Origin of the sequence: Mesorhizobium sp. CAU 1741, from assembly GCF_039839275.1 — a bacterium.
GTDB lineage: Bacteria > Pseudomonadota > Alphaproteobacteria > Rhizobiales > Rhizobiaceae > Aerobium.
In genome coordinates, this window is the sequence record NZ_JBDOQP010000007.1 from 82,241 (window position 1) to 107,686 (window position 25,446).

32 protein-coding genes and 1 other RNA gene are annotated in these 25,446 nt (G+C 63.7%); 18 read left to right on the plus strand and 15 right to left on the minus strand.

All coding sequences use genetic code 11. The annotated features are described in order from the left end of the window. The first annotated feature begins 8 nt into the window (after positions 1 to 8). From purE to AAFN84_RS22830, 5 genes are all read left to right on the plus strand, one after another. A complete protein-coding gene (gene purE, locus AAFN84_RS22810; RefSeq protein ID WP_347517019.1) occupies positions 9 to 506 on the plus strand; it encodes a 5-(carboxyamino)imidazole ribonucleotide mutase in 498 nt (165 codons plus the stop codon). Continuing rightward, the gene (locus AAFN84_RS22815) at positions 503 to 1,579 is read left to right on the plus strand and encodes a 5-(carboxyamino)imidazole ribonucleotide synthase (RefSeq protein WP_347517020.1); all 1,077 of its coding nucleotides are present in this window, start codon (positions 503 to 505) and stop codon (positions 1,577 to 1,579) included. The genes purE and AAFN84_RS22815 overlap by 4 nt, the downstream gene beginning before the upstream one ends. A gap of 120 nt (positions 1,580 to 1,699) precedes the next feature. Beyond that, positions 1,700 to 1,825 carry a type B 50S ribosomal protein L36 gene (gene ykgO, locus AAFN84_RS22820; protein ID WP_347517022.1) on the plus strand — a complete coding sequence of 42 codons (126 nt, stop codon included), beginning with the start codon at positions 1,700 to 1,702 and terminating at the stop codon, positions 1,823 to 1,825. A gap of 68 nt (positions 1,826 to 1,893) precedes the next feature. Continuing rightward, the gene (locus AAFN84_RS22825; RefSeq protein ID WP_347517023.1) at positions 1,894 to 2,481 is read left to right on the plus strand and encodes a hypothetical protein; all 588 of its coding nucleotides are present in this window, start codon (positions 1,894 to 1,896) and stop codon (positions 2,479 to 2,481) included. Between the two features lie 43 nt (positions 2,482 to 2,524). Next, positions 2,525 to 3,583 carry an alpha/beta hydrolase gene (locus AAFN84_RS22830; RefSeq protein WP_347517024.1) on the plus strand — a complete coding sequence of 353 codons (1,059 nt, stop codon included), beginning with the start codon at positions 2,525 to 2,527 and terminating at the stop codon, positions 3,581 to 3,583. Between the two features lie 18 nt (positions 3,584 to 3,601). Here the strand turns inward: AAFN84_RS22830 and pyk are convergent, their stop codons facing one another. Then, positions 3,602 to 5,038, minus strand: a complete 1,437-nt coding sequence (pyk, locus tag AAFN84_RS22835; protein WP_347517025.1) for a pyruvate kinase — start codon at positions 5,036 to 5,038, stop codon at positions 3,602 to 3,604. Continuing rightward, positions 5,035 to 5,523, minus strand: a complete 489-nt coding sequence (locus tag AAFN84_RS22840; RefSeq protein ID WP_347517233.1) for a DUF1036 domain-containing protein — start codon at positions 5,521 to 5,523, stop codon at positions 5,035 to 5,037. The genes pyk and AAFN84_RS22840 overlap by 4 nt, the downstream gene beginning before the upstream one ends. Before the next feature lie 225 nt (positions 5,524 to 5,748). Here AAFN84_RS22840 and AAFN84_RS22845 point away from each other — a divergent pair, with 225 nt between their 5' ends. The 4 genes from AAFN84_RS22845 (at position 5,749) to AAFN84_RS22860 (ending at position 8,404) form a co-directional block, all read left to right on the plus strand. Then, on the plus strand, positions 5,749 to 6,546 hold the full coding sequence (locus tag AAFN84_RS22845) for an N-formylglutamate amidohydrolase (protein ID WP_347517026.1): 798 nt from the start codon (positions 5,749 to 5,751) through the stop codon (positions 6,544 to 6,546). A 13-nt stretch (positions 6,547 to 6,559) separates the two neighbouring features. After that, a complete protein-coding gene (locus AAFN84_RS22850) occupies positions 6,560 to 6,868 on the plus strand; it encodes a DUF1244 domain-containing protein (RefSeq protein ID WP_347517027.1) in 309 nt (102 codons plus the stop codon). Between the two features lie 81 nt (positions 6,869 to 6,949). Continuing rightward, the gene (locus tag AAFN84_RS22855) at positions 6,950 to 7,213 is read left to right on the plus strand and encodes a DUF2312 domain-containing protein (RefSeq protein ID WP_347517028.1); all 264 of its coding nucleotides are present in this window, start codon (positions 6,950 to 6,952) and stop codon (positions 7,211 to 7,213) included. Between the two features lie 6 nt (positions 7,214 to 7,219). Next, on the plus strand, positions 7,220 to 8,404 hold the full coding sequence (locus tag AAFN84_RS22860) for a M20 aminoacylase family protein (RefSeq protein WP_347517029.1): 1,185 nt from the start codon (positions 7,220 to 7,222) through the stop codon (positions 8,402 to 8,404). On the opposite strand, the gene msrB is transcribed toward AAFN84_RS22860, so the two are convergent. From msrB to AAFN84_RS22885, 5 genes are all read right to left on the minus strand, one after another. Then, on the minus strand, positions 8,367 to 8,771 hold the full coding sequence (gene msrB, locus AAFN84_RS22865) for a peptide-methionine (R)-S-oxide reductase MsrB (protein WP_347517234.1): 405 nt from the start codon (positions 8,769 to 8,771) through the stop codon (positions 8,367 to 8,369). The two genes, AAFN84_RS22860 and msrB, sit on opposite strands and share 38 nt — an antisense overlap. Positions 8,772 to 8,828: 57 nt before the next feature. Further along, a complete protein-coding gene (locus AAFN84_RS22870; RefSeq protein WP_347517030.1) occupies positions 8,829 to 10,019 on the minus strand; it encodes a VWA domain-containing protein in 1,191 nt (396 codons plus the stop codon). A 6-nt stretch (positions 10,020 to 10,025) separates the two neighbouring features. After that, entirely contained in the window at positions 10,026 to 10,469 is a 444-nt protein-coding gene (locus tag AAFN84_RS22875; RefSeq protein WP_347517031.1) for a GNAT family N-acetyltransferase, read from the minus strand. A gap of 225 nt (positions 10,470 to 10,694) precedes the next feature. Beyond that, a complete protein-coding gene (locus tag AAFN84_RS22880; protein ID WP_347517032.1) occupies positions 10,695 to 11,534 on the minus strand; it encodes a MoxR family ATPase in 840 nt (279 codons plus the stop codon). 234 nt (positions 11,535 to 11,768) lie between these two features. Then, positions 11,769 to 12,608, minus strand: coding sequence for a hypothetical protein (locus tag AAFN84_RS22885; RefSeq protein WP_347517033.1), 840 nt, complete (start codon positions 12,606 to 12,608; stop codon positions 11,769 to 11,771). Between the two features lie 290 nt (positions 12,609 to 12,898). Between AAFN84_RS22885 and ssrS the strand changes: the two genes are divergently transcribed. Next, positions 12,899 to 13,055, plus strand: a non-coding RNA gene (gene ssrS / locus AAFN84_RS22890) — 6S RNA. A gap of 11 nt (positions 13,056 to 13,066) precedes the next feature. Here the strand turns inward: ssrS and AAFN84_RS22895 are convergent. Then, positions 13,067 to 13,525 (minus strand): GNAT family N-acetyltransferase, encoded by a 459-nt coding sequence (locus AAFN84_RS22895; RefSeq protein ID WP_347517034.1) that lies wholly within the window; start codon positions 13,523 to 13,525, stop codon positions 13,067 to 13,069. Positions 13,526 to 13,618: 93 nt separating this feature from the next. Between AAFN84_RS22895 and AAFN84_RS22900 the strand changes: the two genes are divergently transcribed. From AAFN84_RS22900 to AAFN84_RS22910, 3 genes are all read left to right on the plus strand, one after another. After that, positions 13,619 to 14,173 carry a 5-formyltetrahydrofolate cyclo-ligase gene (locus AAFN84_RS22900; protein WP_347517035.1) on the plus strand — a complete coding sequence of 185 codons (555 nt, stop codon included), beginning with the start codon at positions 13,619 to 13,621 and terminating at the stop codon, positions 14,171 to 14,173. A gap of 7 nt (positions 14,174 to 14,180) precedes the next feature. Continuing rightward, positions 14,181 to 15,005, plus strand: coding sequence for a YmdB family metallophosphoesterase (locus AAFN84_RS22905; protein WP_347517036.1), 825 nt, complete (start codon positions 14,181 to 14,183; stop codon positions 15,003 to 15,005). A gap of 129 nt (positions 15,006 to 15,134) precedes the next feature. Then, positions 15,135 to 15,896, plus strand: coding sequence for a TerC family protein (locus AAFN84_RS22910; RefSeq protein ID WP_347517037.1), 762 nt, complete (start codon positions 15,135 to 15,137; stop codon positions 15,894 to 15,896). A gap of 6 nt (positions 15,897 to 15,902) precedes the next feature. Here the strand turns inward: AAFN84_RS22910 and AAFN84_RS22915 are convergent, their stop codons facing one another. Continuing rightward, positions 15,903 to 16,478 (minus strand): hypothetical protein, encoded by a 576-nt coding sequence (locus tag AAFN84_RS22915; RefSeq protein WP_347517038.1) that lies wholly within the window; start codon positions 16,476 to 16,478, stop codon positions 15,903 to 15,905. 2 nt (positions 16,479 to 16,480) lie between these two features. Next, positions 16,481 to 17,293 carry an MBL fold metallo-hydrolase gene (locus AAFN84_RS22920; RefSeq protein ID WP_347517039.1) on the minus strand — a complete coding sequence of 271 codons (813 nt, stop codon included), beginning with the start codon at positions 17,291 to 17,293 and terminating at the stop codon, positions 16,481 to 16,483. Positions 17,294 to 17,484: 191 nt separating this feature from the next. On the opposite strand from AAFN84_RS22920, the gene AAFN84_RS22925 reads away from it, so the two are divergent. Both AAFN84_RS22925 and AAFN84_RS22930 read left to right on the plus strand, forming a co-directional pair. Beyond that, entirely contained in the window at positions 17,485 to 18,234 is a 750-nt protein-coding gene (locus AAFN84_RS22925; protein WP_347517040.1) for a YebC/PmpR family DNA-binding transcriptional regulator, read from the plus strand. Beyond that, complete coding sequence (locus tag AAFN84_RS22930) at positions 18,231 to 18,518, plus strand: SelT/SelW/SelH family protein (RefSeq protein ID WP_347517041.1); 288 nt, start codon at positions 18,231 to 18,233, stop codon at positions 18,516 to 18,518. Before AAFN84_RS22925 ends, AAFN84_RS22930 begins: the two co-directional genes overlap by 4 nt. Positions 18,519 to 18,537: 19 nt before the next feature. On the opposite strand, the gene AAFN84_RS22935 is transcribed toward AAFN84_RS22930, so the two are convergent. Together AAFN84_RS22935 and rpmE are read right to left on the minus strand one after the other, a co-directional pair. Continuing rightward, positions 18,538 to 18,699 (minus strand): hypothetical protein, encoded by a 162-nt coding sequence (locus AAFN84_RS22935; protein ID WP_347517246.1) that lies wholly within the window; start codon positions 18,697 to 18,699, stop codon positions 18,538 to 18,540. A gap of 128 nt (positions 18,700 to 18,827) precedes the next feature. Next, entirely contained in the window at positions 18,828 to 19,049 is a 222-nt protein-coding gene (gene rpmE, locus AAFN84_RS22940; protein WP_347517042.1) for a 50S ribosomal protein L31, read from the minus strand. Between the two features lie 194 nt (positions 19,050 to 19,243). On the opposite strand from rpmE, the gene AAFN84_RS22945 reads away from it, so the two are divergent. Genes AAFN84_RS22945 through AAFN84_RS22955 form a run of 3 tightly spaced genes read left to right on the plus strand, consistent with a single transcriptional unit; the run spans position 19,244 to position 21,744 of the window. Next, positions 19,244 to 21,046: an ABC transporter transmembrane domain-containing protein gene (locus tag AAFN84_RS22945; RefSeq protein ID WP_347517043.1), complete on the plus strand. Its 1,803-nt coding sequence runs from the start codon at positions 19,244 to 19,246 to the stop codon at positions 21,044 to 21,046. A 60-nt stretch (positions 21,047 to 21,106) separates the two neighbouring features. Continuing rightward, the gene (locus AAFN84_RS22950) at positions 21,107 to 21,337 is read left to right on the plus strand and encodes an AbrB/MazE/SpoVT family DNA-binding domain-containing protein (protein WP_347517044.1); all 231 of its coding nucleotides are present in this window, start codon (positions 21,107 to 21,109) and stop codon (positions 21,335 to 21,337) included. Then, positions 21,334 to 21,744, plus strand: a complete 411-nt coding sequence (locus AAFN84_RS22955) for a PIN domain-containing protein (protein ID WP_347517045.1) — start codon at positions 21,334 to 21,336, stop codon at positions 21,742 to 21,744. The genes AAFN84_RS22950 and AAFN84_RS22955 overlap by 4 nt, the downstream gene beginning before the upstream one ends. Before the next feature lie 21 nt (positions 21,745 to 21,765). Here the strand turns inward: AAFN84_RS22955 and AAFN84_RS22960 are convergent, their stop codons facing one another. From AAFN84_RS22960 to AAFN84_RS22970, 3 genes are all read right to left on the minus strand, one after another. Beyond that, the gene (locus AAFN84_RS22960; RefSeq protein WP_347517046.1) at positions 21,766 to 22,914 is read right to left on the minus strand and encodes an amidohydrolase; all 1,149 of its coding nucleotides are present in this window, start codon (positions 22,912 to 22,914) and stop codon (positions 21,766 to 21,768) included. Positions 22,915 to 22,939: 25 nt separating this feature from the next. Further along, positions 22,940 to 24,598: an FAD-binding dehydrogenase gene (locus tag AAFN84_RS22965; protein WP_347517047.1), complete on the minus strand. Its 1,659-nt coding sequence runs from the start codon at positions 24,596 to 24,598 to the stop codon at positions 22,940 to 22,942. A gap of 123 nt (positions 24,599 to 24,721) precedes the next feature. After that, complete coding sequence (locus AAFN84_RS22970; protein WP_347517048.1) at positions 24,722 to 25,213, minus strand: hypothetical protein; 492 nt, start codon at positions 25,211 to 25,213, stop codon at positions 24,722 to 24,724. Between the last annotated feature and the right edge of the window lie 233 nt (positions 25,214 to 25,446).

Below are 25,446 nucleotides of genomic sequence, written 5' to 3' on the forward strand. Positions count from 1 at the left end.
AGCACGCCATGTCTGGTCCGAACGCCGACGTCGCCATCATCATGGGCAGCCAGTCCGACTGGGCGACGATGCGCAATGCCGCCGAAACGCTCGATGCGCTGGGCATTTCTCATGAAAGCCTGATCGTTTCCGCCCACAGGACGCCGCAGCGCCTCTACGACTTCGCCACCGGCGCCAAGGCCAAAGGCTTCAAGGTCATCGTCGCGGGCGCCGGCGGCGCCGCGCATCTGCCTGGCATGACGGCGTCGCTCACGCCATTGCCGGTATTCGGCGTGCCAGTCGAATCAAAGGCACTGTCGGGACAGGATTCGCTGCTTTCCATCGTCCAGATGCCTGCGGGAATTCCTGTCGGCACGCTGGCGATCGGCAGGGCGGGGGCCGTCAACGCGGCGCTGCTCGCGGCGGCGGTGCTGGCGCTTTCCGACGAGGCGCTGGCTACCCGCCTCGACGCGTTCCGCGCCGCCCAGACGGAAAAGGTCGCCGCGCGACCCACGGACGACGCATGATCACGCCGCTTCCGGCCGGGTCGACGATCGGCATCATCGGCGGTGGTCAGCTCGGCCGGATGCTCGCGATGGCCGCCGCCCGGCTCGGCTATCGCACGATCGTGCTCGAGCCCCAGGCAGACTGTCCTGCGGCACAGACCGCGAATCGCCAGATCGTGGCCGCCTATGACGATGCGCATGGCCTGGCGGAACTGGCGCGCGAGTGCGCTGTCGTCACCTACGAGTTCGAGAACGTTCCGGTGGAGGCGATTGCAGCGCTTGCCGCCGACGTAGCGGTGTTTCCGCCCGCCCGCGCGCTGGAAGTCGCGCAGGATCGGCTAGCGGAAAAGACGGCGATCAACGCCATGGGAATCGCCACCGCCCGCTTTCTCGCGGTCGACGATGACACGATGCTTGCTGCCGGCATCGAGGGGTTTGGCGGCAATGGCGTCTTGAAGACACGGCGGCTGGGCTATGACGGCAAGGGCCAGCGCGTCTTTCGCAACGCCTCGCGGCAAGATGCGGCCGGCGTGTTCGCGGCCATGGGCAATGCGCCGCTGATCCTCGAAGCCTTCGTCGAATTCGAGCGCGAGGTGTCGGCCATCGCCGCACGCGGGCAGGACGGTCGTGTCGTGGCGTATGATGCTGCCGAGAACGTTCACCGCGATGGCATTCTGCATACGTCGACCGTTCCGGCACAGGTGTCGGAAGCGACGCTTGCGCAAGCGCGGAATGCTGCCGCGACGATCCTCGAAGGGCTCGATTACGTGGGCGTCATCGGCGTCGAGTTCTTTGTTCTGTCCGATGGCGCGCTTATCGTGAACGAGATCGCGCCGCGCGTGCACAATTCCGGCCACTGGACGGAGGCGGCCTGCATGGTGTCACAGTTCGAACAGCATATCCGCGCCATTTGCGGCCTGCCTCTGGGCGATCCCGCAAGGCACAGCGACTGCGTCATGGAGAACCTGATCGGCGAGGATGTGGCGCGGGTTGGGGACCTGCTGGCGGAATCCGGCGTGATGGTTCATCTCTATGGCAAGGCGCAGGCCCGGCCGGGCCGAAAGATGGGACATTTTACCCGCCTCGGCGGCTGAGACAGCGTCTCGCGGTTGACAGGGCACCGGAGTCTCGTTTAAGAGCCAGCCCAGTTTTCGGCGCGCCTTGAGCGCGCCTTTGTGTTGGCCCGGATGGGCATTCGAGAACGGGCTGGACCGATGAAGATCAAGAATTCGCTCAAGGCACTCAAGAGCCGCCACCGTGACAACCGCATGGTTCGTCGCAAGGGTCGCGTCTACATCATCAACAAGAGCGCCCCGCGCTTCAAGGCGCGCCAGGGCTGATAGGCCCAAGCGCAGCTTCACGCGAAATTCAGTTTGACGTTCCGACATGCGCGGGTAGATTCCCGTGCATGCGGAACGTTTTTGTCATTTCCATCGCGATTCTGGTTGGATTGTCCTCTGCGGCAATCGCCCAGACGACCGGACGGTCATCTACGGGCATCGCTGCCGAACAACCCGCAGAGCGGATCGAGGGCCTGTTCGACGAGCTGAAGAAGGCGCGCAACGAGCAGGCGGCCGAACGCATCTCGTCGCGCATCCGTCAGGAATGGGCGCGTTCTGGCAGCGCCTCGATCGATCTCCTCATGCAATGGTCGCAAGAGGCGATGAACGAAAAGAAGAACGGCGCTGCGATGGATTTCCTCGACCAGGTGGTCACGCTCGCACCCGACTATGCGGAGGGGTGGAACCGGCGTGCCACCTTGCATTTCGCGATGGACAACTATGCCAAGTCGATGGCCGACATCGAGCGTGTGTTGCGGCTTGAGCCGCGCCACTTCGGCGCGCTCGGCGGCATGGCGACAATTCTCAAGAACACCGGGCGCAACGAAGCCGCGATGCACGCCTATGAGCGCCTGCTGCAGGTCTATCCGATGATGCGTCCGGCGCAGAGCGAATTGGGACGCCTCGCCGATGAGTTGACGGGCGAACGCATCTGACGTCTCCTGCCCACCCGTCGCTTCTCCCGATCGGCAATTGCATATGAATCTCGTCCTGGCGGCCGTCTATTTTCTGCTTTCCGTGACCCTGTTGCTCGCCGGCGCAAGCCGCGTTGGCGCATGGGCGATCGAGCGCAACAATCCTCCGGTGGGAGAATTCGCCGACATCGCCGGCGCCCGGCTCCACTATGTTCACGTCGCCGCCGATACGGATGCCGACCTGCCGCCGATCGTCTTTATCCATGGCGCAAGCGGCAATCTGCTCGACCAGATGGGGCCGGCTCGGCCACTGCTCGAAGGCCGGGCCGAGATGCTGTTCATGGACCGCCCAGGATATGGCTGGTCTGAACGCGGGTCCGGCAATGAAGACCCCGACGGGCAGGCGGACGCCATCGCGGCGCTGATGGACAATCGCGGCATCGCCAGCGCGGTGATCGTCGGCCACTCGTTTGGTGCCGCCGTTGCCGCAGCATTGACGCTCAGGCATCCCGACAAGGTTCAGGGGGTGGTCTTTCTCTCGGGCGCGACTCACCCATGGCCGGGTGGCGCCACGTCCTGGTACTACGACATTGCGGCAATTCCGTTCCTCGGCAGGCTGTTCGTCGAGACGCTTGCCTGGCCTGGCGGCGTCCTGCAGATAGACGGGGCGTCATCGAGCGTGTTTTCTCCCAACGAGAAGCCCGAGCGCTATGTCGAGGATGCCGGCATCCGGCTCGTCCTGCGCCCGGCAGCGTTTCGTGCCAATGCGATCGACGTTGCCGGACTCTATGATCACGCTGTGCGGACCGCGCCGCGCTATGGCGAGATCGCCGTCCCGACGATCGTCATATCCGGCAATCGCGACACCGTCGTCCTCGAGCGGATCCACTCCGTCGGTCTTGCACGCGACATTCCCGGTGCGGAACTGGTCTGGGTCGACAATCTCGGCCACAAACCCGACTGGGTGGCGCCGGATCTCGTCGCGGTGGCGATCGAAAAAGCTGCGGGTCGGCCTGTGGACGTCCAGGCGGCGGCGCGCGTCGTGGAGGCGCGTATCGCCCACGATGCCTTCGGGCCGGTCGAGCCGAGGGAAGAAGCGCCGGAACTCAGCCCGGCGCAGTAGCGTCAGGTGGTGCCGCTGTCAGTGGCCGCCCTGTCCATCGGCACCGACATAGGCGATGCGCAGCATGTTTGTGGCGCCTGGCGTGCCGAGCGGTACACCTGCCGTGATGATCACACGGTCGCCGGCCCGCGCGAACCCTTCCTGGTAAGCGATACGACAGGCGCGATCGACCATGTCGTCCAGATTGCTCGCATCCTCGGTGACGACGCAGTGCGTGCCCCAGACGAGCGACAGCCGCCGCGCGGTCTCTACGACCGGCGACAGCGCGATGATCGGAAGCTGCGGGCGTTCCCGGGCGGCGCGCAACCCCGTCGTTCCCGACGAGGTGTAGGTGACGATCGCAGAAAGCTTCAGCGTCTCGCCGATCTGGCGTGAGGCGAGCGAGATCGCATCCGCGCCCGTTGCCTCGGGTTCCGAACGCTGGGCGTTGATGATGCCGGGATAGAGCGGATCCTTCTCGACCTGCACCGCAATCGCGTTCATCGTCGCCACCGCCTCGACCGGATAATCGCCGGCTGCCGATTCGGCCGAAAGCATCACCGCGTCCGCGCCCTCGAATACCGCGATCGACACGTCGGAGACCTCGGCGCGGGTCGGCACCGGGGCCGTGATCATCGATTCGAGCATCTGGGTGGCGACCACCACCGGCTTGCCGGCACGGCGCGCCGCACGGGTGATCTGCTTCTGGATGCCGGGAACCGCTTCGAGTGGCATCTCCACGCCGAGATCGCCGCGCGCCACCATCAGTGCGTCGGACAATTCGATGATTTCCGCCAGGCGGGTGACGGCCTGCGGCTTCTCGATCTTCGACATGATCGCAGCGCGACCACGGGCGATCTTGCGCACCTCGGCGACGTCTTCCGGACGCTGTACGAAGGACAGGGCCACCCAGTCCACGCCCGTCGCAAGGACAGCGTCCAGATCCTTGCGGTCCTTTTCCGTCAGCGCGCCAACGGGAAGGTCGGTGTCGGGAAGGCTGACGCCCTTCTTATCGGATATCTTGGTGCCGGAGACGACCGTGCAGGTGATCGTCTTGCCATCGGTCTTCTCGGCCTTGAGCTGCAGGCGACCGTCGTCGATCAGCAGGCGATCGCCCGGGACGACCGACTTGAGGATTTCCGGATGCGGCAGGTGCACACGCTTGTTGTTGCCGGGCGTGGGATCGGCATCGAGGATGAAGGTCTCCCCGGGTACCAGCTCCACCGAACCGTTCTCGAATTTGCCAACGCGCAGTTTCGGGCCCTGAAGATCGGCAAGGATGCCGATCGGCCTGCCGACCTCCTTCTCGATCTTGCGCAATCGCTCGACCAGAGTGCGCATCAGCTCGTGGCTGGCATGGCTCATATTGATTCGGAACACGTCGGCGCCGGCTTCGAAAAGCTTGCGGATCATGTGTTCTTCGGAGGATGCGGGGCCGAGCGTTGCGAGTATCTTGACCTTGCGGCTGCGTCTCATGGATTGCCTGTTCCCGTAATGGCGGCCGGGCCGCCTTCAGCAGGCTCGTCGGTCAACTGGACCATCCAGCTCGACTGTTCCTGTGTGTCGTATTCCTGGAAGCCTGCACGCTGGAATCCCCTGGCGAAACAGTCGCCGGCGCCGGCGATCTTGAACTCACGTTCGGCCACGCACATGTTGACAGGCCCGTCCCAGCGCCCGCCGCGCTCTGCGTCCTCGGCGTAAAGGTAATAGAACCGCGACGACAGCGCGCCCTCGATCAGCGTTTTGCAGGTGGAACCCTCGACATGCCACCAGCCTTCGGTCACCCAGCCGGTGCTGGCGCGATAGCCGATGGCGACGCCGACGAGGCTCTGGGTGGCATTGCAGACGCGGAAATCGGCCAGAGCCGGGGTGGCCAGCACCAGGCCGGCACCGAGGCTGCCCAGCCCCGCGATGCCCGCAAGCATGCAGGATCGCAAAGCAGTCCTCAAAGCCGTCTTCATGACCGTTGCCGCCTGAATCGCCATATCACAAGCCTCTTTTCGAAGAAGTCCGGTCGCGTGTCAACGCATCGAGCCTTTGGAAGCGAACCGATTTAGGCCGTCTTGCGTGTGCTGTCCGCCATCGCCTCGCGGTGTTGTCCAAAAGCTTGGCGAAACAGCGGCATTGCATGGCCGGCTTGTTCATGGAAGACAGTTTGGCTCAAGTTCAAACCACCGGATCCCGCAATGACGCGCGACGCCCTCTTTGCACCGTTCGAGATCATCGAAGGCGATCGCGGCCGCGGGCTGGTGATCATCGCCGACCATGCGGGGCGTTCGCTGCCGGAGGAATATGGCGATCTCGGTCTTCCGGCCACCGAGTTCGACCGGCATATCGCCTATGACATCGGCGTCGAAGCGGTGACGCGGGCACTGGCGCTGGAACTCGACGCACCGGCTGTAATGGCGCATTTTTCCCGGCTTCTGATCGACGCCAACCGTGGTGAAGACGATCCGACGCTCATCCGCCAGCTCTATGACGGCACCGTCATTGCGGCAAATTATCCGATGAGCGACGAGGAACGCGAGCGCCGGCTCGAGCGATACCATCGACCCTATCACGATGCGGTCGGCTCGATGGTAGCGTCGGTGGCGCAGGCAACCGGCGCCGCGCCGCTCATCGTGTCGATCCACTCCTTCACCCCCACGATGCAGGGACGCGCCCGTCCGTGGCATGTCGGGGTGCTGTGGGATTCGGATGACCGCGCCGTGCGACCGCTCATCGAAATGCTGGGCCGGTATCCGGACATGGTGGTCGGCGACAACGAGCCTTATGATGGGGCATTGCGCGGCGACACGATGTTCCGCCACGCCATCGTCAACGGCTATGCCCATGTGCTCATCGAGATCAGGCAGGACCTGATTGCAAACGAGAACGACGCGAAGGCCTGGGGCATCCAACTTGCCGAAATCCTTGAAGGCATCAACCGCATGCCCGATATGCACGTTGTGAAGCAGTACGGCTCGCGTACGGGACCGTTGTGAAGGAGCACGCGCGATGACAGACCTGACCGAGAACCAGAAACGCGACTTCGAGGCCGCCGCCTTTCGCAGGCTTGTGCAGCACCTGCGAGAGCGGACGGACGTTCAGAACATCGACATGATGAATCTCGCCGGCTTCTGCCGGAATTGCCTCTCCAACTGGTATCAGGACGCTGCCAACGAGGCGGGTGCGCCCCTGGACAAGGCGCAGGCGCGCGAGATCGTCTACGGCATGCCGTATGATGATTGGCGATCGAAATACCAGGCTGAAGCAACACCTGCCCAGCAGGCCTCGTTTGAAGGAAACCGGCCAAAAGACCATTGATTCCTGTTCGCGTGTCGGGCAACCAAGCGCCATCCTCAATTCGCCCCGAGTCGGCGGCGTTCAAGATTTCGGAGTTCCGACATGGCTGATGACATTACCGATGATTCTGCGCAGACCGTGGCCGCTGGCCAGCTTCGCGCCTTCATCGAGCGTATAGAGCGTCTCGAGGAAGAGAAGCAGACGATCGCAGATGACATCAAGGAAGTGTTCGCGGAGGCCAAGGGCACCGGCTTCGACACCAAGGCGATGCGAACCATCATCCGGCTGCGCAAGAAGGACAAGGCGGAACGCGAGGAGGAAGAAGCGATGCTCGACCTCTACATGGCCGCGCTCGGCATGGCCTGATCTTTCGTGCCGATCCTCAACAGCGCGCATAAAATGCAGGCAGAGGCCGCCGCGTGGCGGCAATGGCTGCACGAGCGCCCGGAGATCGGCTTCGACCTGACACAAACCGAAGCCTTCGTGGCTGGAAAGCTCGAGGCGTTCGGCTGCGACGAGATCGTGCGCGGCGTTGGCGGGTCCGGCATCGTGGCGGTTATTCGCGGTCGGCTTGGCGACGGGCCCACGATCGGGCTGCGCTCCGACATGGATGCGCTGCCCATGCTGGAAGATTCCAGCATCCCTCATGCGTCCCATGAACCGGGAAAGATGCATGCCTGCGGCCATGATGGTCACATGGCGATGCTGCTCGGCGCGGCAAAACACCTTGCCGAAAGCCGCAATTTCGCCGGCTCCGTGGCGGTGGTGTTCCAGCCAGCGGAAGAAATCGGCCAAGGCGCGCTTGCGATGCTAGGCGACGGGCTCATCGAGCGTTTTGGGATTTCACGGATGTTCGGCATGCACAACATGCCCGGCATCCCCGCCGGCCAGTTCGCGATGCGTCACGGTGCGATCATGGCGGCCGTCGCCAAATTCACGATCCGCATCGCGGGCCGGGGCGGACACGCCGCGCGGCCGCATTTCACGATCGACCCGATCGTCACAGGGGCGCAGATCATCGACGCGCTGCAGACTATCGTGGCGCGGCAGGCCGACCCAGTAGCCTCCCTGGTCGTCACGGTAACCCGCGTGATCGCCGGCACGGCGTACAACATCATCCCCGAGACGATCGAGATCTGGGGCACGACACGCGCGCTCGACATGGACGATGCCGCGATGGCGCAGCGGCGTATCCGCGAGATATGCGCCGGGCTCGCCACGGCATCGGGCGCTCAGATCGAGGTCGATTATGACCAGGCCCATCCGGTGACGTTCAACACGCCGGAGGAAGCCGATTTTGTCGCAGGCATCGCCCGCGACATCGCCGGAACGGTCGATGCCGACGTTCGGCCGGTGATGGCCGGCGAGGATTTCTCGCACATGCTGAATGCGCGGCCGGGTGCGCTCGTTTTCATCGGCAACGGCGACACTCCCGGCCTTCATCACCCGGCCTACGATTTCGACGACGAAATCATTCCCGCCGGCATCAGCTACTGGGTGCGACTGGTGGAGGCGGCGCTCACACCGCCGGCTCGAACTCCAGAGCCACACCGTTGATGCAATAGCGCAGCCCGGTCGGCGGCGGGCCGTCGGGGAAGACATGGCCGAGATGGCTGCCGCAATTGGCGCAATGAACCTCCGTGCGGACCATGCCGTAGGAACGGTCCTCGGTCACTTCGACGGACCCGGGCAGCGGATCGTTGAAGCTCGGCCAGCCGGTACCGCTCTCGAACTTCAGCGTCGATTCGAACAGCGGCTGGTCGCAGCCGATGCAGGTGAAGGTGCCCGGGCGCTTCTCGTACAAGAGCGCACAGCTTCCCGGCCGCTCGGTGCCGTGCTGGCGCATCACCTGATACTGCTCCGGCGTCAGAAGCGCGCGCCATTCCGCATCGGTGCGGGTGACGGGGTAGGTCTTGGCATCCATCATGGTTGCTCCTGAAAGAGGGGGTCGCCGCATATGTAATGCGCGGCACCCCGCGCCTCAATGCTTGCGCGACAGTTCCTTCGTCATGCGTTCCAGCCCGTCCAGCGTCAGCGGATACATGCGCTCTGAAAACAGCTCCGCCACCATCTTGATGGAATGGGTGTAGGACCAGTGCTTCTCGCGTACGGGGTTGATCCAGACGGCGTTCGGCCATTGCGCCGTGACCCGCGCCAGCCAGGTTGCGCCCGGTTCCTCGTTCCAGTGCTCGACCGAGCCGCCCGGATAAGCGATCTCGTAGGGGCTCATCGATGCGTCTCCGACGAAGATGACCTTGTAGTCGGACCCGTATTTGTGCAGCACGTCGAGCGTGGGGATCACTTCCGCATGGCGCCGGCGGTTGTCCTTCCACACGCCTTCATAAAGGCAGTTGTGGAAGTAGAAATATTCCATGTGCTTGAACTCGACGCGTGCCGCCGAAAACAGCTCCTCCACGATCCTGATGTGATCGTCCATCGAGCCGCCGACATCGAAGAACATCAGCAGCTTGACGGCGTTGCGCCGCTCCGGCCGCGTCTGGACGTCGAGATAGCCATGCTCGGCGGTGGCCGTGATTGTGCCGGGCAGGTCGAGTTCTTCCACCGCGCCTTCGCGCACCCAGCGGCGCAGGCGCTTGAGCGCCACCTTGATGTTGCGGGTGCCGAGTTCGACGGAATCGTCGAAATTCCTGAATTCGCGCTTGTCCCAGACCTTGACCGCGCGACGGTGGCGGCTTTCAGCTTGGCCGATGCGCACACCTTCGGGATTGTAGCCATAGGCGCCGAAGGGCGAAGTACCGGCGGTGCCGATCCATTTCGAGCCGCCCTGGTGCCTGCCCTTCTGCTCCTCGAGACGCTGCTTGAGCGTCTCCATCAGCTTCTCGAAGCCGCCCAGCGACTCGACCAGCTTCTTTTCCTCTTCGGTCAGGTGCTTTTCGGCGAGCCGGCGCAGCCATTCCTCCGGCAGGTTGGCCACATCGACGTGGCCTTCGCCGGATACCGCCTCAAGCCCCTTGAACACATGCGAGAATACCTGGTCGAAGCGGTCGATGTGCCGCTCGTCCTTCACCAGCGCCGCGCGTGAGAGATAATAGAAGCCCTCGACGTCGTACTCGACCAGACCCGCATCCATGCCTTCGAGCAGCGACAGGTACTCCCGCAGCGACACGGGCACCTTGGCGGCCTTGAGTTCGAGGAAGAAGGGCAGGAACATGGGCGCCTACAGCAGGTCGTATTCGATAAAGCCGGTCTTGCGGGCGACACGATCGTAGAGGCGGCGTGCGGTGCCGTTCGTCTCCTGGGTCATCCAATAGACGTTGGTGACGCCGCGTTCGGCTGCCGCCTTGCGAACGGCCTCGATCAAAGCTTCGCCCGCACCCTTGCCGCGCGCCTCCGGCGTCGTGAACAGGTCCTGCAGATAGCAGTTGCCTTCCAGCGACCAGCAGGAGCGATGGAAGAGATAATGCACCAGCCCGACCGTCTTGCCGTCGGCAAGCGCCACGAACCCGCGGGGCTCGAATTCGCCGTCACTGAACAATCGCTCCCAGGTTGCGGTATAGACCGTTTCCGGCACCGTCGCTTCATAGAATTCCAGATACGCCGTCCACAGCTTGCGCCAGTCGGCGTGATCGGATTGAGCGAGGGGGCGGATGGTGACAGTCATCGGTGGGTACTTTCACTGTGGTGGCTGCGGGATTGGTCAGGCATGGATCCTCGGGTTTCACCCGAGGATGACGAAGGTGGGAATGAAGGCCCTACCTACTGACCCACCCGGTTTTCACAAACCTCTCAACCTCGTCATCCTCGGGCTTGACCCGAGGATCCATGCCTGACCCCATCCGTCGCGCGCAACGGTCCAGTTCGGTCAATTGCGTTGACGGAACGTGCCTCATCCCTGACGCCGGGCCATGAAGGCGAGGCGTTCGAACAAGTGCACGTCCTGCTCGTTCTTGAGCAGCGCGCCATGCAGGCGGGGAAGCGCGTTCTTGGCGTCGCCGCGCAGATCCTCCGGGCTGATGTCGTCGGATACCAGCAGGCGAATCCAGTCGAGCGCCTCGGATGTCGACGGCTTCTTCTTGAGGCCTGGAACGTCGCGGATCTCATAGAACTGGCTCAGCGCCGCGCTCACCAGGCGCTGCTTGATGCCCGGATAATGGACGTCGACGATGCGCTGCAGCGTCTCCATCTCGGGAAAGCGGATATAGTGGAAGAAGCAGCGGCGCAGGAAGGCGTCCGGCAGTTCCTTCTCGTTGTTGGAGGTGATGATGACGATGGGGCGCTGCCGGGCACGGACCGTCTCGCCGGTCTCGTAGACATGGAACTCCATCTTGTCGAGTTCCTGCAGAAGGTCGTTTGGAAACTCGATGTCGGCCTTGTCGATCTCGTCGATCAGCAGCACCACCTTGCGATCGGCGGTAAACGCCTCCCACAGCTTGCCGTGGCGGATATAGTTGGAGATGTCGTTGAAGCGCTCGTCGCCGAGCTGACTGTCGCGCAAGCGCGAGACGGCATCGTATTCGTAAAGGCCCTGCTGCGCGCGCGTGGTCGACTTGACGTGCCATTCGATCAGGTCGAGACCGAGAGCCGCTGCCACCTGCCTGGCCAGTTCCGTCTTGCCGGTGCCGGGCTCGCCCTTGACCAGCAACGGCCGTTCCAGCGCGATCGCCGCGTTGACTGCGACCATCAGATCCTTGTCGGCGACATAGGCCGCCGTTCCTTCGAAACGCATTCATGCTCTCCAATTCGTCGCGGGGGACAGTAGTGAGGGCAACGCCCAAGGGCAAGGCATCGGTCGGTCTCCACCGCAAACGCTCAGACCGGCTTTCTCGCGGGCGGACGCGGCGATTGTCTTAATGGCCTGGCAGGAGGCCAATAGAATCGCGTGGTGGGCATAGTTGTCGAACTGGCCGGGTCCCGTAGAATGGACAACGGTATGATCGCATTGAATTCATTCGGCGACGGGCTAATTGATTGGGTCTGGCCGGAAAGTTTCGAAGTGTTCTCCGGTGTCAGGCATATCACGGGCGGGTGCGGCTTCAATAAGGTCGCCTTCGCCAACTGGGCGATATTCGGAAGCTCGCCATTCGTGGATTTCGCGCCAGAGAGCCCTGAAGACATCCGAGAAATTCAGATCAACTGTGAAGGTGAAATCGGCTTCAGTGATCTGAGCATCCGACACGGCGAAGGTAAGCCCATCTGCAGTGGTAAGTAGGCGCTTCATCGTGACAGCGGTCCCCGCTGAGATAAAGGGGAAATGGGTACGGTTTCTGAACAGGCTTCGTTCGACCGATGCGAGGTGCCCAACGTCAGATTTGCAGCGCCAACGCTGTTGAAGGCTTTGAGCATCAGGGCCGCGACGAACCGTGACAGATACTTGAGCGCTGATTGTGACATCCCGTGCGGGTGATTGGCCGCTGTTCTTGACGGCAATCTTCAAAAGGAAGTCGTCCCCAGTTCCTCGCTCTAAAGTGCAGGCCTCTATTCCGAGATAGGCACGAACTTGCGCTTCACCGATGCGCCTCGTTTCGGCGACGGCATCTTTGGCGGCAGTGGTGGCGTTCTTCGCCTCTTCGACGGTGGCCGCAGCGGCTTCCGCGGCGCGTCGGGTGTAGACCAAGGTCCTCCAGATCAGCACAACACCAACAGCGGTGAGAACGGTGGCGGCAACGCTGAACACGGCCATAGCCCATTGCGCAAGCGTATCCTCTGTCTTAACCAAGCGTTCGAACCAGTATCGCCATCCTAGCTCATCTGCGCTGACGCTAGGCTCGCCTATACGATCGTTGCGATCGGTCTCGTTCAATTGCTGTTCGTTGGGGACCGTGGGCTGGCTAAACTCTGGAACCGTCCATACGAGCAATAGCAGCGCCAAGCCTAACCCGGCTATAAATCCAAGTGCTGAATGAGCGAACCCATTGCGTCTAGACATGTGAGCAAGAATGCTGCCGTGATTTCCCCTGAGACGGGTCATTACGGATGTTCATTTGCCTGTGGTCAACTCCAATTGTCGCATCAAACCGAAATCGCCCGCACCAGCGCAACGGGCCGCGCAATCCTCTGGCAAGTGAGCGCGGCTGCGCCTATATTGGCGGTGGCGATCTGCGCTTCCCGACAGGAGCACTTATTCCCCGGGGCCTTACTGATCCTTAGGGAGCTGTCCCTGGCCGGACTCGTGGGTTCGGACACACGGCGCCCACCTACTTTGTAGGCACCCGGGATCAACCGCGACATCGGTCGTCGTGGATCGTCATTTCCCGCCTCTCAGGCGAGTGGCCGGCGCATTTCGAGCGCGGTGTCGAAGCGGGTGGCGATGGTGCCCGAAACCGCGAAACCCGCCTTTCGATAAAACGGCTCGGCGTCCCTGCCTGCAACAACGACAAGCACCCGCGCGCTGCGCGAGCCGGCCAGTTCCGCCGCGTGGCCGACGAGCGCGCGTCCTATGCCGGCGCGCCACCTTGCCGGCTCGACGAACAGACCGTCCAGCTCCATCTCATCACGCCCGCGCGCGATCAGGACGTGAAAACCGACGATGCTCTCTTCTGCCTCGGCGACCCAGACATTGCCGTGTGCGATCTGATGCGCCGGCAGGTGGATGGATTCCGGATGGGCAAGCAGTTGCGCGCGATAGGTTTCGGACACCAGGGAGGCTCGCCGCTGGAGATTCTCGAGTGCAGCGCGAAGCGGTGGGGTGGCCGGACGTATGTTCAGCGTCTGGGTCATTCGTGTCGGTTGCCTGTTCGTATCACTGCCTTATAACATCCTGGCCAACCTGCCGAGGAGCCTGTCCTGCCTGCCGCTGACCTGAAGAAGACATTGCGCGCCGAAGCGCTTGCGCGCCGCGACGGGCTCGATGCGGTGTGGCGGGTGGAAGCCTCGCTTGCGATGGCGGAGGCGGCCGGGCTGATCGACGTCGAGCCGGGCATGGTTGTGTCGGGATACTGGCCGATGCGCTCCGAGGTCGACGTGCGGCCCTTGATGTTCGCGCTGATGGAAAGGGGCGCGCGGCTTTGCCTGCCGGCGATCCTCGACAAGACGACGATCGTCTTCCGCGAACTGAAGCGCGGCGCGCCGCTCGTCGAGATGGGGTTCGGAACCGCCGGGCCCGGCGAGGAAGCGGAAGTGCTGGACCCGACCGTGATGCTGATGCCGCTCGCGGCCTATGACGCGCGCGGCCATCGCATCGGCTATGGCGGCGGCTATTACGATCGCGCCATCGAGCGGCTTCACGACAAGGGCATCCAGCCGCGACTGATCGCGGTGGCCTTCGATTGCCAGCTCGTCGACACGGTGCCGAACGAGGATCATGACGTGCAGCTCGGCGAATTGCTGAGCGAAAGCGGCTTGCGCGCATTTCCGCTGTCTCTATAGAGGGGCGATGAGGCTTCTATTTCTTGGCGACATGGTCGGGCGCTCCGGCCGCACGGCGGTCTGGGAGCGGCTTCCCGGCCTGATTTCCGACTATCGGCTCGATTTCGTGATCGTCAATGGCGAGAACGCGGCTGGAGGCTTCGGCATCACCGAGGACATCTACCTGCGAACGCTCGAGGCGGGCGCCGACGTGGTGACGACCGGCAACCATGTGTGGGACCAGCGCGAGGCACTCGACTTCGCATCACGCTCCGACCGGTTCATCCGGCCCGCCAACTTTCCCGTCGGAACGCCGGGCAGGGGGACGGGGCTGTACGAGGCCAAGAACGGCGCGCGCGTCTTCGTCACCAACATCATGGGGCGCGTCTTCATGCATCCCGAGCTCGACGACCCGTTCCAGGCCGCGGAGCGCGAACTGGCCGCGTGTCCGCTGGGCGACGTGGCCGATGCGGTGGTGATCGACTTCCATGCCGAGGCCACCTCGGAAAAGATGTGCATGGGGCACTTCGTCGACGGCAGGGCCAGCCTTGTCGTGGGCACCCATACGCACCAGCCGACGGCCGACCATCAGATCCTGGATGGTGGCACGGGCTACCTCAGCGACGCCGGCATGTGCGGCGACTACAATTCCTCGCTCGGCATGGAGAAGGAGGAGCCGCTCAACCGGTTCCTGTCGAAGGTGCCGAAGGGGCGGTTCGAAGCGGCAGGCGGCCCGGCGACGATCTGCGGCGTCGGGCTCGACATCTCCGACCGGACCGGCTTGTGCGAGCGCATCGCACCGCTGCGGCTGGGGCCGAGGCTCGAGGAAACGGTGCCCGCTTTCTGGAACTGAGTCCGACGGTCGGCGCGGTCACGGAACCGCAATGAACGTCGCGCATTAAGGCGGTCAGCGTTGGCGTTGACGGGCTCGTCGCGCGTCCTTAACTGTTATCTGAATTTCATCGGTAATCCGGGGGCTTTGATGATCGAGTTTTTCGCCGGCCATTTTGATTGGCTGAACAGTCCGGCCGCATGGGTCGCGCTCGGTACGCTGATCGTGCTGGAAGTCGTTCTCGGCATCGACAACCTGATCTTCATATCGATCCTGACCAACAAGCTCCCCAAGGAACATCAGGCCCGTGCGCGCCGGATCGGCATCGGCGGCGCGCTGGTCATGCGCCTTGCGCTGCTGGCTACGGTCTCGTTCATCGTGCAGCTTACAGATCCGGTGTTCGAACTGTTCGGTCACGGCTTCTCATGGCGCGATCTCATCCTCATCGCGGGCGGCCTGTTCCTGGTGTGGAAGGCGACCAAGGAAATCCACCATTCGGTCGACCCGGAAGACAGCAAGGAAAACATGGTCGGAGAGGTGGTGAAGATTTCCATCGCCGGCGCGATCGCCCAGATCCTGGTGCTCGACCTGGTGTTCTCGATCGACTCGATCATCACCGCAGTCGGCATGACCGACGAGATCGCGATCATGTACATTGCCGTCATCGTGACGGTGTCGATCATGCTTCTGGCGGCGGAACCGCTCGCCAACTTCATCGGCAAAAACCCGACGATCGTCATGCTGGCGCTCGCCTTCCTGCTGATGATCGGCATGACGCTGATTGCCGAAGGCATGGGCTTCCATGTGCCGAAGGGCTACATCTACGCCGCCATGGGCTTCTCGGCCCTGGTCGAGGTGCTCAACATGCTGGCGCGGCGCAGGCGCAAGCCCAAAGCTCCCGAAGGCGTCTGAGAAGAGTCAGATGTCCTTTCCCGGGCCCGGCGGAATCTCGCCGGGCTGCGGAATGAGCATCGAGCGCTCCTTCAGCCAGGGGTGGATCTCCACCGCCCTGCGAAGGCTTGCCTGGCCAATCTCCATGCGGCCCTGGCGCATCAGGATCATCGCCTTTCCCGCCAGCGCGGCGAAGTGCAGCGGCTCGAGCGCGAGGGCGCGCTCGATGTCTTCGAGCGACCCGTCGAAATCCTGCTTGAGGAAGCGCACGAAAGCGCGCTGGTTCCAGCCTTCCGCATAGGCGGGCGCGTCGCGCACGACGACGTCGAGGATCGCCAGCGCGCCGTCCCAGTCATAGCGTTCGCGCTTGCGCATCGCCTCGGCGACCGCTTCCTCGACGGCGGGCGTTGGCGCCAGCGCCATCCACATGCGCCAGATGTCGTCTTCCGCGCGCCGGCCTTCGTCCTGTGACGCCGCGCTGCCCAGCCTTTGGAAGAGAATGCGGCGGCTCCGCTCTCGACGGCTTTCGGCATAGGCGGCGAGAGGGGCGATCGGGGCCGCCAGCACTGCCAGCGCGACAAGGAATTGTCGCCGAGTGCGCATGGTCATATCCCGTCGAGCACGAGGATCGTCGGGCGGCGCGGCAGGTCGCGCATCGAGACGGAAAACGAGCGCTCCTCCGAAAAGCGCACGTCGAAGGTCTCGCCCATGCTGCCGGTGAATTCGCCGATCGGCGTGGCGTGGCGGTGCATGGGCAGGATGAGCGACGAAAACAGCCGCTTGGCGATCTCGCTCATTGCGCCGACCGATAGCGTCATGCCGCCATCGATCGGCACCATGACAATGTCGAGCCGCCCGATCGCGCCATAGTGCTCGTCTTCGAGATGGTGGTGCAGATGACCGAGATGGCCGATGCACAGACCGGCAACCTCGAAGATGAAGATGGAGTTGCCGCTTTCCTCCATGGCGCCCCAACGGCGGATGTCGGTCGGCACGTTGCGGATGTAGACATCGTCGACCACGACGGCATGGCGGGCAGGGCCGCCTTCCGGATTCCAGCCGCGCAGCACATGCTCGATCGCGGGATCGGGATTTTCCGTGTAGTGCGTGCGGTGCGCCTTATTCATGGTCACGACGCGGGGAAGCGGATCGCTTCCGTACACACCGCTGAAGTCGGTGGCGATGCGCACGCCGCCCGGCGTCTCGATGACATAGGTGGAATGGCCGGCATAGGTGATGGTGACCGTGCCGTCGTCGACGGCCTGGGCGGGGGTGAAGCTGGCATAGGTGGCGCGTGGCAGCGCCTGGGCCATGGCGAGGCACTGGCTGGGCACGGGCGCATCGGCGTCCTGCGCAAGGGCAGGCAGTGCGAATGGCAGGAAGAGGAATGAAAGGGCAAGGCGGCGGACAAGGCGCATGGCGGTTCTCCGAGGCTGCGAATATATCGAGCCTAGCCGCTGGAGGCGGGCGCGCCACGGCTTTTGGACGCAACGGCAGTCACGATTTCGCGAGAGTAGCCGGCTCGCGAGGCCTTCTGGACGTTTCAGGGTGATTTCTCTATAAGGCGCGCCATCCGGCAAAATCGCGAATACGTCCGCACAGGGGTGTCATGGCAGGTCATTCACAATTCAAGAACATCATGCATCGCAAGGGTCGGCAGGACGCCGTCCGTTCGAAGATGTTTTCCAAGCTCGCGCGCGAGATCACCGTTGCCGCGAAGATGGGCGCGCCTGACCCGGACATGAACGCGCGTCTCCGCCTTGCCGTGCAGAACGCCAAGGCGCAGTCGATGCCGAAGGACAACATCCAGCGCGCCATCAATAAGGCGTCGGGCGGCGATGCCGAGACCTATGATGAGGTCCGCTACGAGGGCTACGGGCCGGGCGGCGTGGCCGTCATCGTCGAGGCGCTGACCGACAATCGCAATCGCACAGCCTCCAACGTGCGCGCCGCGTTCACCAAGGCGGGCGGCGCGATGGGCGAGACGGGATCGGTGGCCTTCATGTTCGATCGCGTCGGCGAGATTGTCTACAAGATCGAGGCCGGCGATGCCGACGCAGTGATGGAAGCCGCCATCGAAGCGGGCGCCGAGGACGTCCAGTCCGACGAAGAGGGCCACGTCATCCTCTGCGCGTTCGAGGATATCGGTGACGTGACCGCTGCGCTCGAAAAGGCGCTCGGGGAAGCCGAATCGGTCAAGACGATCTGGAAGCCGCAGACCTCGACGCCGGTCGACGAGGATCGGGCGCGCTCGATCCTGAAACTGGTCGCGACTCTCGACGATGACGACGACGTCCAGAACGTCTACGCCAATTTCGAAGTCGACGACGAGACGATGGCGAAGCTGAGCGCGGCGTGAGCCAGCAGAAGCCCGTCATCCGTATTGCCTATTGCACACAGTGCCAGTGGCTCCTGCGCGCCGCATGGATGGCGCAGGAACTGCTCTCGACGTTCGGACCCGACATAAGCGAGGTCTCGCTGGTGCCGGGAACTGGTGGCGTGTTCGAGATCACGCTCGACGGAGAGGTCATCTGGGAGCGCAAGCGCGACGGCGGATTTCCGGAAGCCAAGGTGCTGAAGCAGCGTGTGAGAGACCGGGTTTGGCCAGAGCGCGATCTGGGGCACTCCGACCGCAAGGACTGAAATAGCGGTCGTGTCCGGCTCAGTGGTGGCGGCTGCCGTGCCGGCCCCACAATCCGCCCAAGGCGGCGCCAAGTGCGATGCCGATCGCCACGCCCACCCCTACATTGTCCATCGCGACGCCGATGCCGGCTCCCACGCCGACCCCGACCGCTATACCCACGCCCATATCGGAGTAGCTCATTACTGATCTCCCGGTCATGTGTTGAGCAACAACCCGCAAGCGGCTTCGCGGGTTCCAGGAATTGTGCCGACAAAAGAAGAACCCGCCACGAGGGCGGGTTCTCTGCAAGCCGGCAAGATGCGGAAAGCCTAGATGCCGAGGCCTTCGTAGCGCTTCTTGAACTTGGACAGGCGACCACCGCGATCGAGCAGCGTCTGCGTGCCGCCGGTCCATGCGGGGTGCGTGGTCGGGTCGATATCGAGGTTCATCGTATCGCCTTCCTTGCCCCAGGTGGAGCGGGTCATGTATTCGGTACCATCGGTCATGACGACCTTGATGGTGTGGTAATCGGGATGGATATCGGTTTTCATCGGCTTCGTCCTGGCTGTCGGGGCTTTCGCGCGGCACTTCGCTGCGGCGATGCGCCCACTATCAAAACCTGAAGGCGCAGCTAAGGAAGGGCCGCAGCTTCAAAAACGGTCGGCTGGCCTATACAGGAGCCGGTGAAAATGCACAAGGCCGATGGCGCGGCAAATTCCTGGCCGGGCCAGGAGGGACGGAGTGGATGACAGAACCGATTCAGGGACGCGACAGGCGTAGTCGCTCGATCGGGCCACTGCGACGCCTGGTGCCCTATGTTCGGCCGTATCGCGCGCTCGTCCTGGGCGCGATCGTGTCATTGCTGGCTGCCGCGCTGACGACGCTGACGCTGCCGCTCGCGGTGCGGCGGATGATCGACCACGGGTTCAACAATTCCGACTCGGTGCTGATCTCGAACTACTTCTCCATGCTGGTGGTGCTCGCCGGCGTCCTCGCCCTGGCTTCCGCGGGGCGCTATTATTTCGTCATCACGCTGGGCGAGCGTATCGTCTCCGATATCCGGCGCAACGTCTTTGCCCATGTCACGCGGCTTTCACCGGGGTTCTTCGATACGATCCAGTCCGGCGAAATCGTCTCGCGCCTGACTGCCGACACGACGCAGATCAAGTCTGCGGTCGGCGCCACCGCATCGGTGGCGCTTCGCAACCTGATAATGGGCTTCGGTGCGCTGGCGATGATGGTGATCACCAGTCCCAAGCTGTCGGGCCTGGTGATAGCGGCCATACCGGTCATCGTGCTACCGCTCGTGGCTTTCGGGCGGTCCGTGCGCCGCAGGTCGCGCTTCGCGCAGGATACGCTGGCGGAGGCGTCCGCCTACGCGAGCGAGCAGATCGGTGCCGTTCGCACGCTTCAGGCCTTCACCAACGAGGCGCTGGTGACAGGACGCTTTGGCGCCGCCGTCGAGACGGCCTTCGCAGCGGCGCGGTCGTCGGTGCTGGCGCGCGCGTTTCTCACCTTTTTCGCCATCTTCACCATCTTCGCGTCGGTCGTCGCGGTGCTGTGGTTCGGTGCAGCGGACGTGCTCGCCGGCACGCTGTCACCGGGTACCCTCAGCCAGTTCCTGCTTTATGCGGTGTTTGCCGCCGGCGCACTGGGGGCGTTGTCGGAGGTGTGGGGAGAGCTGAGCCAGGCGGCAGGCGCCGCCGAGCGCCTGAGCGAACTGCTTGACGAGGAGCCAGCCGTCAAGGCGCCCGCCGCTCCGATGCGGATGCCGAAGCCGGCGCGCGGCGAGGTCGCTTTCTGCGACGTCGCCTTCGCCTATCCCGCCCGTCCCGACCAGGCCGCGTTGAAGAAACTCTCCTTCCGTGTCGCGCCGGGCGAGACCGTGGCGATCGTCGGTCCGTCGGGTGCCGGCAAGAGCACGATCTTCTCGCTGCTCATGCGCTTCTACGATCCCGAAGCCGGCTCGGTTCTCATCGACGGCATCGACGTGCGCCAGGCAGACCCGCACGACGTGCGCGGCCGCATCGCGATCGTGCCGCAGGACGTGACGGTGTTTGCGGCGAGTGCGGCGGAGAATATTTCGTTCGGTCGTCCCGGTGCGAGCCGCGAAGAGGTCGAGACCGCGGCACGTGACGCCCACGCGCAGGAATTCATCTCGCGCCTTTCCGCCGGCTACGACACGCAGCTCGGCGAGCGCGGCGTCATGCTGTCGGGCGGCCAGCGCCAGCGCATCGCGATCGCGCGCGCAATCCTGCGCGATGCACCGATCCTGCTGCTGGACGAGGCGACGTCAGCGCTGGACGCCGAAAGCGAGACGCTGGTGCAGACAGCGTTGGAACGGCTGATGGAGGGCCGCACCACGATCGTCATCGCGCATCGGCTCGCGACCGTCCTGAAGGCCGACCGCATCCTGGTGATGGAAGACGGAAGTATCGTCGAAGAAGGGACGCATCGCAGCCTCGTGGCCGCCGGGGGCGTCTATGCGCGCCTCGCGAAACTACAGTTCGGCGATGGCGGCGAAGCCTTTTCGCGGGCGGCGGAGTAGGAGACTTCCGCACGGCATCGGGAGGATATACTTTTCTTATAGTATATCTTGGAGGTTGCCGTGCAAGTCGCAAAATGGGGTAACTGCCTCGCAGTCAGGTTGCCTGCAGCGGTTGTTGAGGCGCTCAAACTCAAGGAGGGCGACGAAATCGAGATCCATGTCGCAGGGGAGCGGGCGTTTGACGTCGAACGTGATCGCAGCCGTGAAAAAGCTCTCGAGCGGCTGCGGTCGTTACGCAAGCCGTTGCCCGCCGGATGGAAATTCGATCGCGACGAGGCGACGACGCGGTGACCGCGCCGCGTGAATTCCTTCATACCAACATACTGGTCTATGCGTTCAGCACCGATGTGAAATCATCGGCGGCGGAGGCGTTGCTGGCCAGAGGATGCGTCATCAGCGTTCAGGGGCTCAACGAGTTCGCCAATGTCGCGCGCCGCAAGCTACTGATGGATTGGCGGGAGGTGGATGAGGCTCTGGCAGTGCTACGCGCGCTTTGCCGCGAAATCGTCCCTGTCGATCTGGAAACGCATGCGTTGGGGATGGCGCTAGCCTCCCAGCACAACTTCTCCGTATTTGACGCACTCATGCTGGCAAGCGCTCTGCGCGGCGATTGCAGCACGTTCTGGAGTGAGGACATGCAGGCGGGAATGTTGGTCGATCAGCGGCTGCGGATCGCCAATCCTTTCCGCAGCCTGTGAGGTCGCCTCGAGGACCGTCGTTCAACCCAGCAGGTTTCTCGCCGTGCGCATGAAGATGCCCGCGCCGATGGCGATGAGGTCGTCGGGGAAGTCGTAGTCGGGATTGTGCAGCGCCGGGACGTCGACGCCCGCGCCGAGAAACAGCATCGCCGATTTCGACGTATGTCCGAAAATGCCGAAATCCTCCGAAGCGCGCATCGGCAGTTCCTCTCCGTCGTGGGCGACGCCCTCGGCTTCGAGCGCGGCGCGCAGGTGGTCGACGGCTTCGGGCGCGTTGAGGCTGGCAACGAAGATCTCGTGGTAGTCGATGGTGTGGCGCAGACCGTGCGCGGCAGCCTCCCGTTGCGCCAGCGCTTCGGCGGCGCTGCAAAGGCCCTCCATGCGCTCGTCCAGCCGCGTGCGCAGCGTTGCCCACACCTCGGCATGGCCCGGCGCGATGCCGAACACGGCTTCGCCCATGCTTGCATGCGTGACGGTCACCATGGCGAAATCGTCTTCATGGAAACTGCCGCCGCCGAGCGATGCAAGCGCCGGCATGAGATGGGTCATCGCCATCATCGGCGACGTTCCCGTTTCAGGCATAGAGGAGTGCGCAGTCTTGCCCTCGAACATGATGCGCATGCCGCGAGAGGCGCAGTTGACGACGCCCGGCTTGAGCCGGACATGCCCAAGCGGGGTGCCGGGAAGATTGTGCAGCGAAAAGGCGAAGTCCGGCCGGATCGTATCGTAGCGCGGGTCGGCGACGACGCCGGCGGCGCCGTTGCCGGTCTCTTCGGCAGGCTGGAACATAAGCACCACGCGCCCTGTGGCGGGTTTTTGCCGCCCGAACTGACGGGCGAGCGCGGCAAGGATCGCCGTGTGCCCGTCATGGCCGCACATATGCGACTTGCCGTGAACGGTGGAGCGGTGGGGGATCTCCGACAGTTCCTCGATCGGCAGGGCGTCCAGCTCGGAGCGGAACAGAACCGTCGGACCGGGTATGCCGCTGTCGTAGACAAGCGCGACGCCGTATCCGCCGAGATTGGTCAGAACTTCGCTCGGACCCGTGTCGGCGGCAAACTCGACCACGCGCCGTGCCGTCTGCTCCTCCTCGTTCGAAATCTCGGGGAACCGGTGCAACTCACGGCGGAAGGCGACGAGATCTGCGATGTCCTGGTTGGTCAATTGCATGGATGACTGGTCTTTTCTCTTGTCGTTACAGATTTGCGGCCGCGTGCCTGCCGGCATTCCTGCCTGAGAAGATGCAGCCGCCGAGGAAGGTTCCCTCGAGCGCGTTGTAGCCGTGATAGCCGCCACCGCCGAAGCCCGCCACCTCTCCCGCCGCATAAAGGCCGGAAATGGGCTGTCCGGCGCCGTCGAGCGCCTGGGCATCGAGGTTGGTGTGCAGGCCGCCCAGCGTCTTGCGCGTGAGGATGTGCAGCCTGACGGCGATGAGCGGCCCATGGGCCGGATCGAGGATGCGGTGCGGCCGGGCAGTGCGGATGAGCTTGTCGCCGAGATAGGCGCGGGCGCCGCGGATCGCGGTGACCTGTGCATCCTTGGAGAAAGGATTGTCGATCTGGCGGTCGCGTGCCTCGATCTGCATCGCGAGGTGCTCATGATCGAGAAGGGGCACGTCGGTCAGCGCGTTCATGCCGGCGACCAGTTCGGGCAGGGTGTCGCGGACGACGAAATCCGCGCCGTTTGCCTTGAAAGCCTCGACGGGTGGCGTCGCGCCGGAGCCGCGCCGGCTCTTGAGAACCTGCAGCCATTTCTTCGACGTCAGATCAGGGTTCTGCTCGGAGCCCGACAAGGCGAATTCCTTCTCGATGATCGACTGAGTCAGCACGAACCAAGAATAGTCATGGCCTGTGGCAAGGATGTGTTTCAGAGTCGACAGGGTGTCGAAGCCGGGCATGCAGGGCGGGGGAAGACGGTCGCCGCGGGCGTCGAACCACATCGAGGACGGCCCCGGCAGGATGCGGATGCCATGCTCGGGCCAGATCGGTGACCAATTGCGCACGCCTTCGGTGTAGTGCCACATGCGGTCGGCATTGATCAGCGCGGCGCCGGCCTGCTGCGCGATCGCGACCATGCGGCCATCGACGTGGTGGGGGACGCCGGCGATCATGGTTTTCGGAGCCGGACCGAGTCTCTCCACCGGCCAAGCCTTGCGCACGAGGTCGAAATTGCCGCCGATGCCGCCGGACGTGACAAGAATCGCGCCAGCCGAAAGCTCAAAACTTCCGGTCACTTCGCGGCTGGAGCGCTGGCCGCGCTCGACCTCCGATGATTCGAGTATATCGCCGGACACGCCGGTGACGGCGCCGTTGGTGGTGACGAGGCGCCCCGCGCGATGGCGAAACCGAATGTCGACCCTGCCGCTGTCTCGGTGCGCGGCTATGCGGCGCAGAAACGGCTCCAGCACGCCGGGACCTGTGCCCCAGGTGATGTGGAAGCGCGGAACGGAATTGCCGTGTCCATGGGCGTGGGCGCCGCCGCGCTCGGCCCAGCCGACGACCGGAAACCAGCGCATGCCCATGGCGTGGAGCCACTGGCGCATCTCGCCGGCGGCGAAGTCGATAAAGGCCTCGGCGACGCGTCGCGGCCAGAAATCTTCCGCACGGTCAAATTGGGCGGAGCCGAGCCAGTCGCCCAGCGCAAGGGCATGGCTGTCGCTGATCCGCATCCGGCGTTGTTCAGGACTGTCGACGAAAAAGAGGCCGCCCAGCGACCAGAATGCCTGGCCGCCCAGCGACTGCTCGCCTTCCTGTTCAAGGATAACGACGCGCTTGCCGGCGTCGGCCAGTTCACATGCCGCCACGAGACCGGCAAGGCCGCCCCCGATGACGATTGCATCCGCATCCTGCGCCATGGTTCCTCCCGCATTCATGCGCGGGAACGTTGACGCGGTTTTCCCTGCAGGGTCAACGCGGAAGCAAAAAAGAAGGCCGCCTTGTCGGGCGGCCTTCTGTGGCGAAGCGGTTCAAGGAACCAATCAGCCGTTGGTGAGGGCGTAGATGCCCTGGTTCACGGCATTGAGCTGGTTGGAAAGCGTCTGGTAGCTTCCCTCGCTCAGCGACCCTGCCTGGTCTGCGGCGGCCTGACGGATCGAATCGAGCTGCGAATGGATCCGGGCGACCTCGGCTTCATTGACCGGGCCATTCTGGCGGGCGTTGATGACGCCTGTCTCGGCGGCCTTGATCTGGCTCTTGAGGAGCTTGTCGTAGGTGACGCTCGACCCGCTCTGCAGAGTGTTTACCGAAGCTTCGTAGCTGGCATCGGCGGGAGACTGACGCACCGCGTCGGCTGCACCCAGACGATTGCTGTTGATGGCACTGGTGCTCATGTTGTCGATGCCGGTGGCGAGAGACTGGGAGTAGGTGACGTCAGCGGGTGACGGCCTCGTCAGGGGTTCGGCAAAGGCACCAGCGAGAGGTGCGGAGACGATGAGGGCGGCGAGTGCTGACTTGAGGATAGTATGTGTCATTTCGTTTATTCCACTGTGACGGATCGGCGTTGGGAGCCGCCAATCCAGAACCAGCCGTCCAGACAACTCTGGGCTGCACTCTCTCCAAAATGCACCCGGTTGTCCCGGCTGTTCTGCAGGTATGTGGCCGGTGGTTCCCGTTCAAGCGATCACGTCAAATGACGTGGCAGCAACACCCGTTCGGCGATAGCCAAGCACTTGAAATACAACCGTTTCGTCGACTAAAATTTTTT

What these genes read in the sequence shown, in the direction of transcription:
- AAFN84_RS22880 (WP_347517032.1), bottom strand. Translation starts at nt 11,534, where the DNA reads ATGCGTTTCGAAGGAACGGCGGCCTATGTCGCCGACAAGGATCTGATG.
- AAFN84_RS22965 (WP_347517047.1), bottom strand. Translation starts at nt 24,598, where the DNA reads ATGGCGCAGGATGCGGATGCAATCGTCATCGGGGGCGGCCTTGCCGGT.
- AAFN84_RS22850 (WP_347517027.1), top strand. Translation starts at nt 6,560, where the DNA reads ATGACAGACCTGACCGAGAACCAGAAACGCGACTTCGAGGCCGCCGCC.
- AAFN84_RS22825 (WP_347517023.1), top strand. Translation starts at nt 1,894, where the DNA reads ATGCGGAACGTTTTTGTCATTTCCATCGCGATTCTGGTTGGATTGTCC.
- purE (WP_347517019.1), top strand. Translation starts at nt 9, where the DNA reads ATGTCTGGTCCGAACGCCGACGTCGCCATCATCATGGGCAGCCAGTCC.
- AAFN84_RS22945 (WP_347517043.1), top strand. Translation starts at nt 19,244, where the DNA reads ATGACAGAACCGATTCAGGGACGCGACAGGCGTAGTCGCTCGATCGGG.
- AAFN84_RS22960 (WP_347517046.1), bottom strand. Translation starts at nt 22,914, where the DNA reads ATGCAATTGACCAACCAGGACATCGCAGATCTCGTCGCCTTCCGCCGT.
- AAFN84_RS22910 (WP_347517037.1), top strand. Translation starts at nt 15,135, where the DNA reads ATGATCGAGTTTTTCGCCGGCCATTTTGATTGGCTGAACAGTCCGGCC.
- AAFN84_RS22915 (WP_347517038.1), bottom strand. Translation starts at nt 16,478, where the DNA reads ATGCGCACTCGGCGACAATTCCTTGTCGCGCTGGCAGTGCTGGCGGCC.
- AAFN84_RS22935 (WP_347517246.1), bottom strand. Translation starts at nt 18,699, where the DNA reads ATGAGCTACTCCGATATGGGCGTGGGTATAGCGGTCGGGGTCGGCGTG.
- AAFN84_RS22905 (WP_347517036.1), top strand. Translation starts at nt 14,181, where the DNA reads ATGAGGCTTCTATTTCTTGGCGACATGGTCGGGCGCTCCGGCCGCACG.
- AAFN84_RS22855 (WP_347517028.1), top strand. Translation starts at nt 6,950, where the DNA reads ATGGCTGATGACATTACCGATGATTCTGCGCAGACCGTGGCCGCTGGC.
- AAFN84_RS22970 (WP_347517048.1), bottom strand. Translation starts at nt 25,213, where the DNA reads ATGACACATACTATCCTCAAGTCAGCACTCGCCGCCCTCATCGTCTCC.
- rpmE (WP_347517042.1), bottom strand. Translation starts at nt 19,049, where the DNA reads ATGAAAACCGATATCCATCCCGATTACCACACCATCAAGGTCGTCATG.
- AAFN84_RS22895 (WP_347517034.1), bottom strand. Translation starts at nt 13,525, where the DNA reads ATGACCCAGACGCTGAACATACGTCCGGCCACCCCACCGCTTCGCGCT.
- AAFN84_RS22840 (WP_347517233.1), bottom strand. Translation starts at nt 5,523, where the DNA reads ATGAAGACGGCTTTGAGGACTGCTTTGCGATCCTGCATGCTTGCGGGC.
- ykgO (WP_347517022.1), top strand. Translation starts at nt 1,700, where the DNA reads ATGAAGATCAAGAATTCGCTCAAGGCACTCAAGAGCCGCCACCGTGAC.
- AAFN84_RS22870 (WP_347517030.1), bottom strand. Translation starts at nt 10,019, where the DNA reads ATGTTCCTGCCCTTCTTCCTCGAACTCAAGGCCGCCAAGGTGCCCGTG.
- AAFN84_RS22925 (WP_347517040.1), top strand. Translation starts at nt 17,485, where the DNA reads ATGGCAGGTCATTCACAATTCAAGAACATCATGCATCGCAAGGGTCGG.
- AAFN84_RS22920 (WP_347517039.1), bottom strand. Translation starts at nt 17,293, where the DNA reads ATGCGCCTTGTCCGCCGCCTTGCCCTTTCATTCCTCTTCCTGCCATTC.
- pyk (WP_347517025.1), bottom strand. Translation starts at nt 5,038, where the DNA reads ATGAGACGCAGCCGCAAGGTCAAGATACTCGCAACGCTCGGCCCCGCA.
- AAFN84_RS22830 (WP_347517024.1), top strand. Translation starts at nt 2,525, where the DNA reads ATGAATCTCGTCCTGGCGGCCGTCTATTTTCTGCTTTCCGTGACCCTG.
- AAFN84_RS22815 (WP_347517020.1), top strand. Translation starts at nt 503, where the DNA reads ATGATCACGCCGCTTCCGGCCGGGTCGACGATCGGCATCATCGGCGGT.
- msrB (WP_347517234.1), bottom strand. Translation starts at nt 8,771, where the DNA reads ATGGATGCCAAGACCTACCCCGTCACCCGCACCGATGCGGAATGGCGC.
- AAFN84_RS22875 (WP_347517031.1), bottom strand. Translation starts at nt 10,469, where the DNA reads ATGACTGTCACCATCCGCCCCCTCGCTCAATCCGATCACGCCGACTGG.
- AAFN84_RS22845 (WP_347517026.1), top strand. Translation starts at nt 5,749, where the DNA reads ATGACGCGCGACGCCCTCTTTGCACCGTTCGAGATCATCGAAGGCGAT.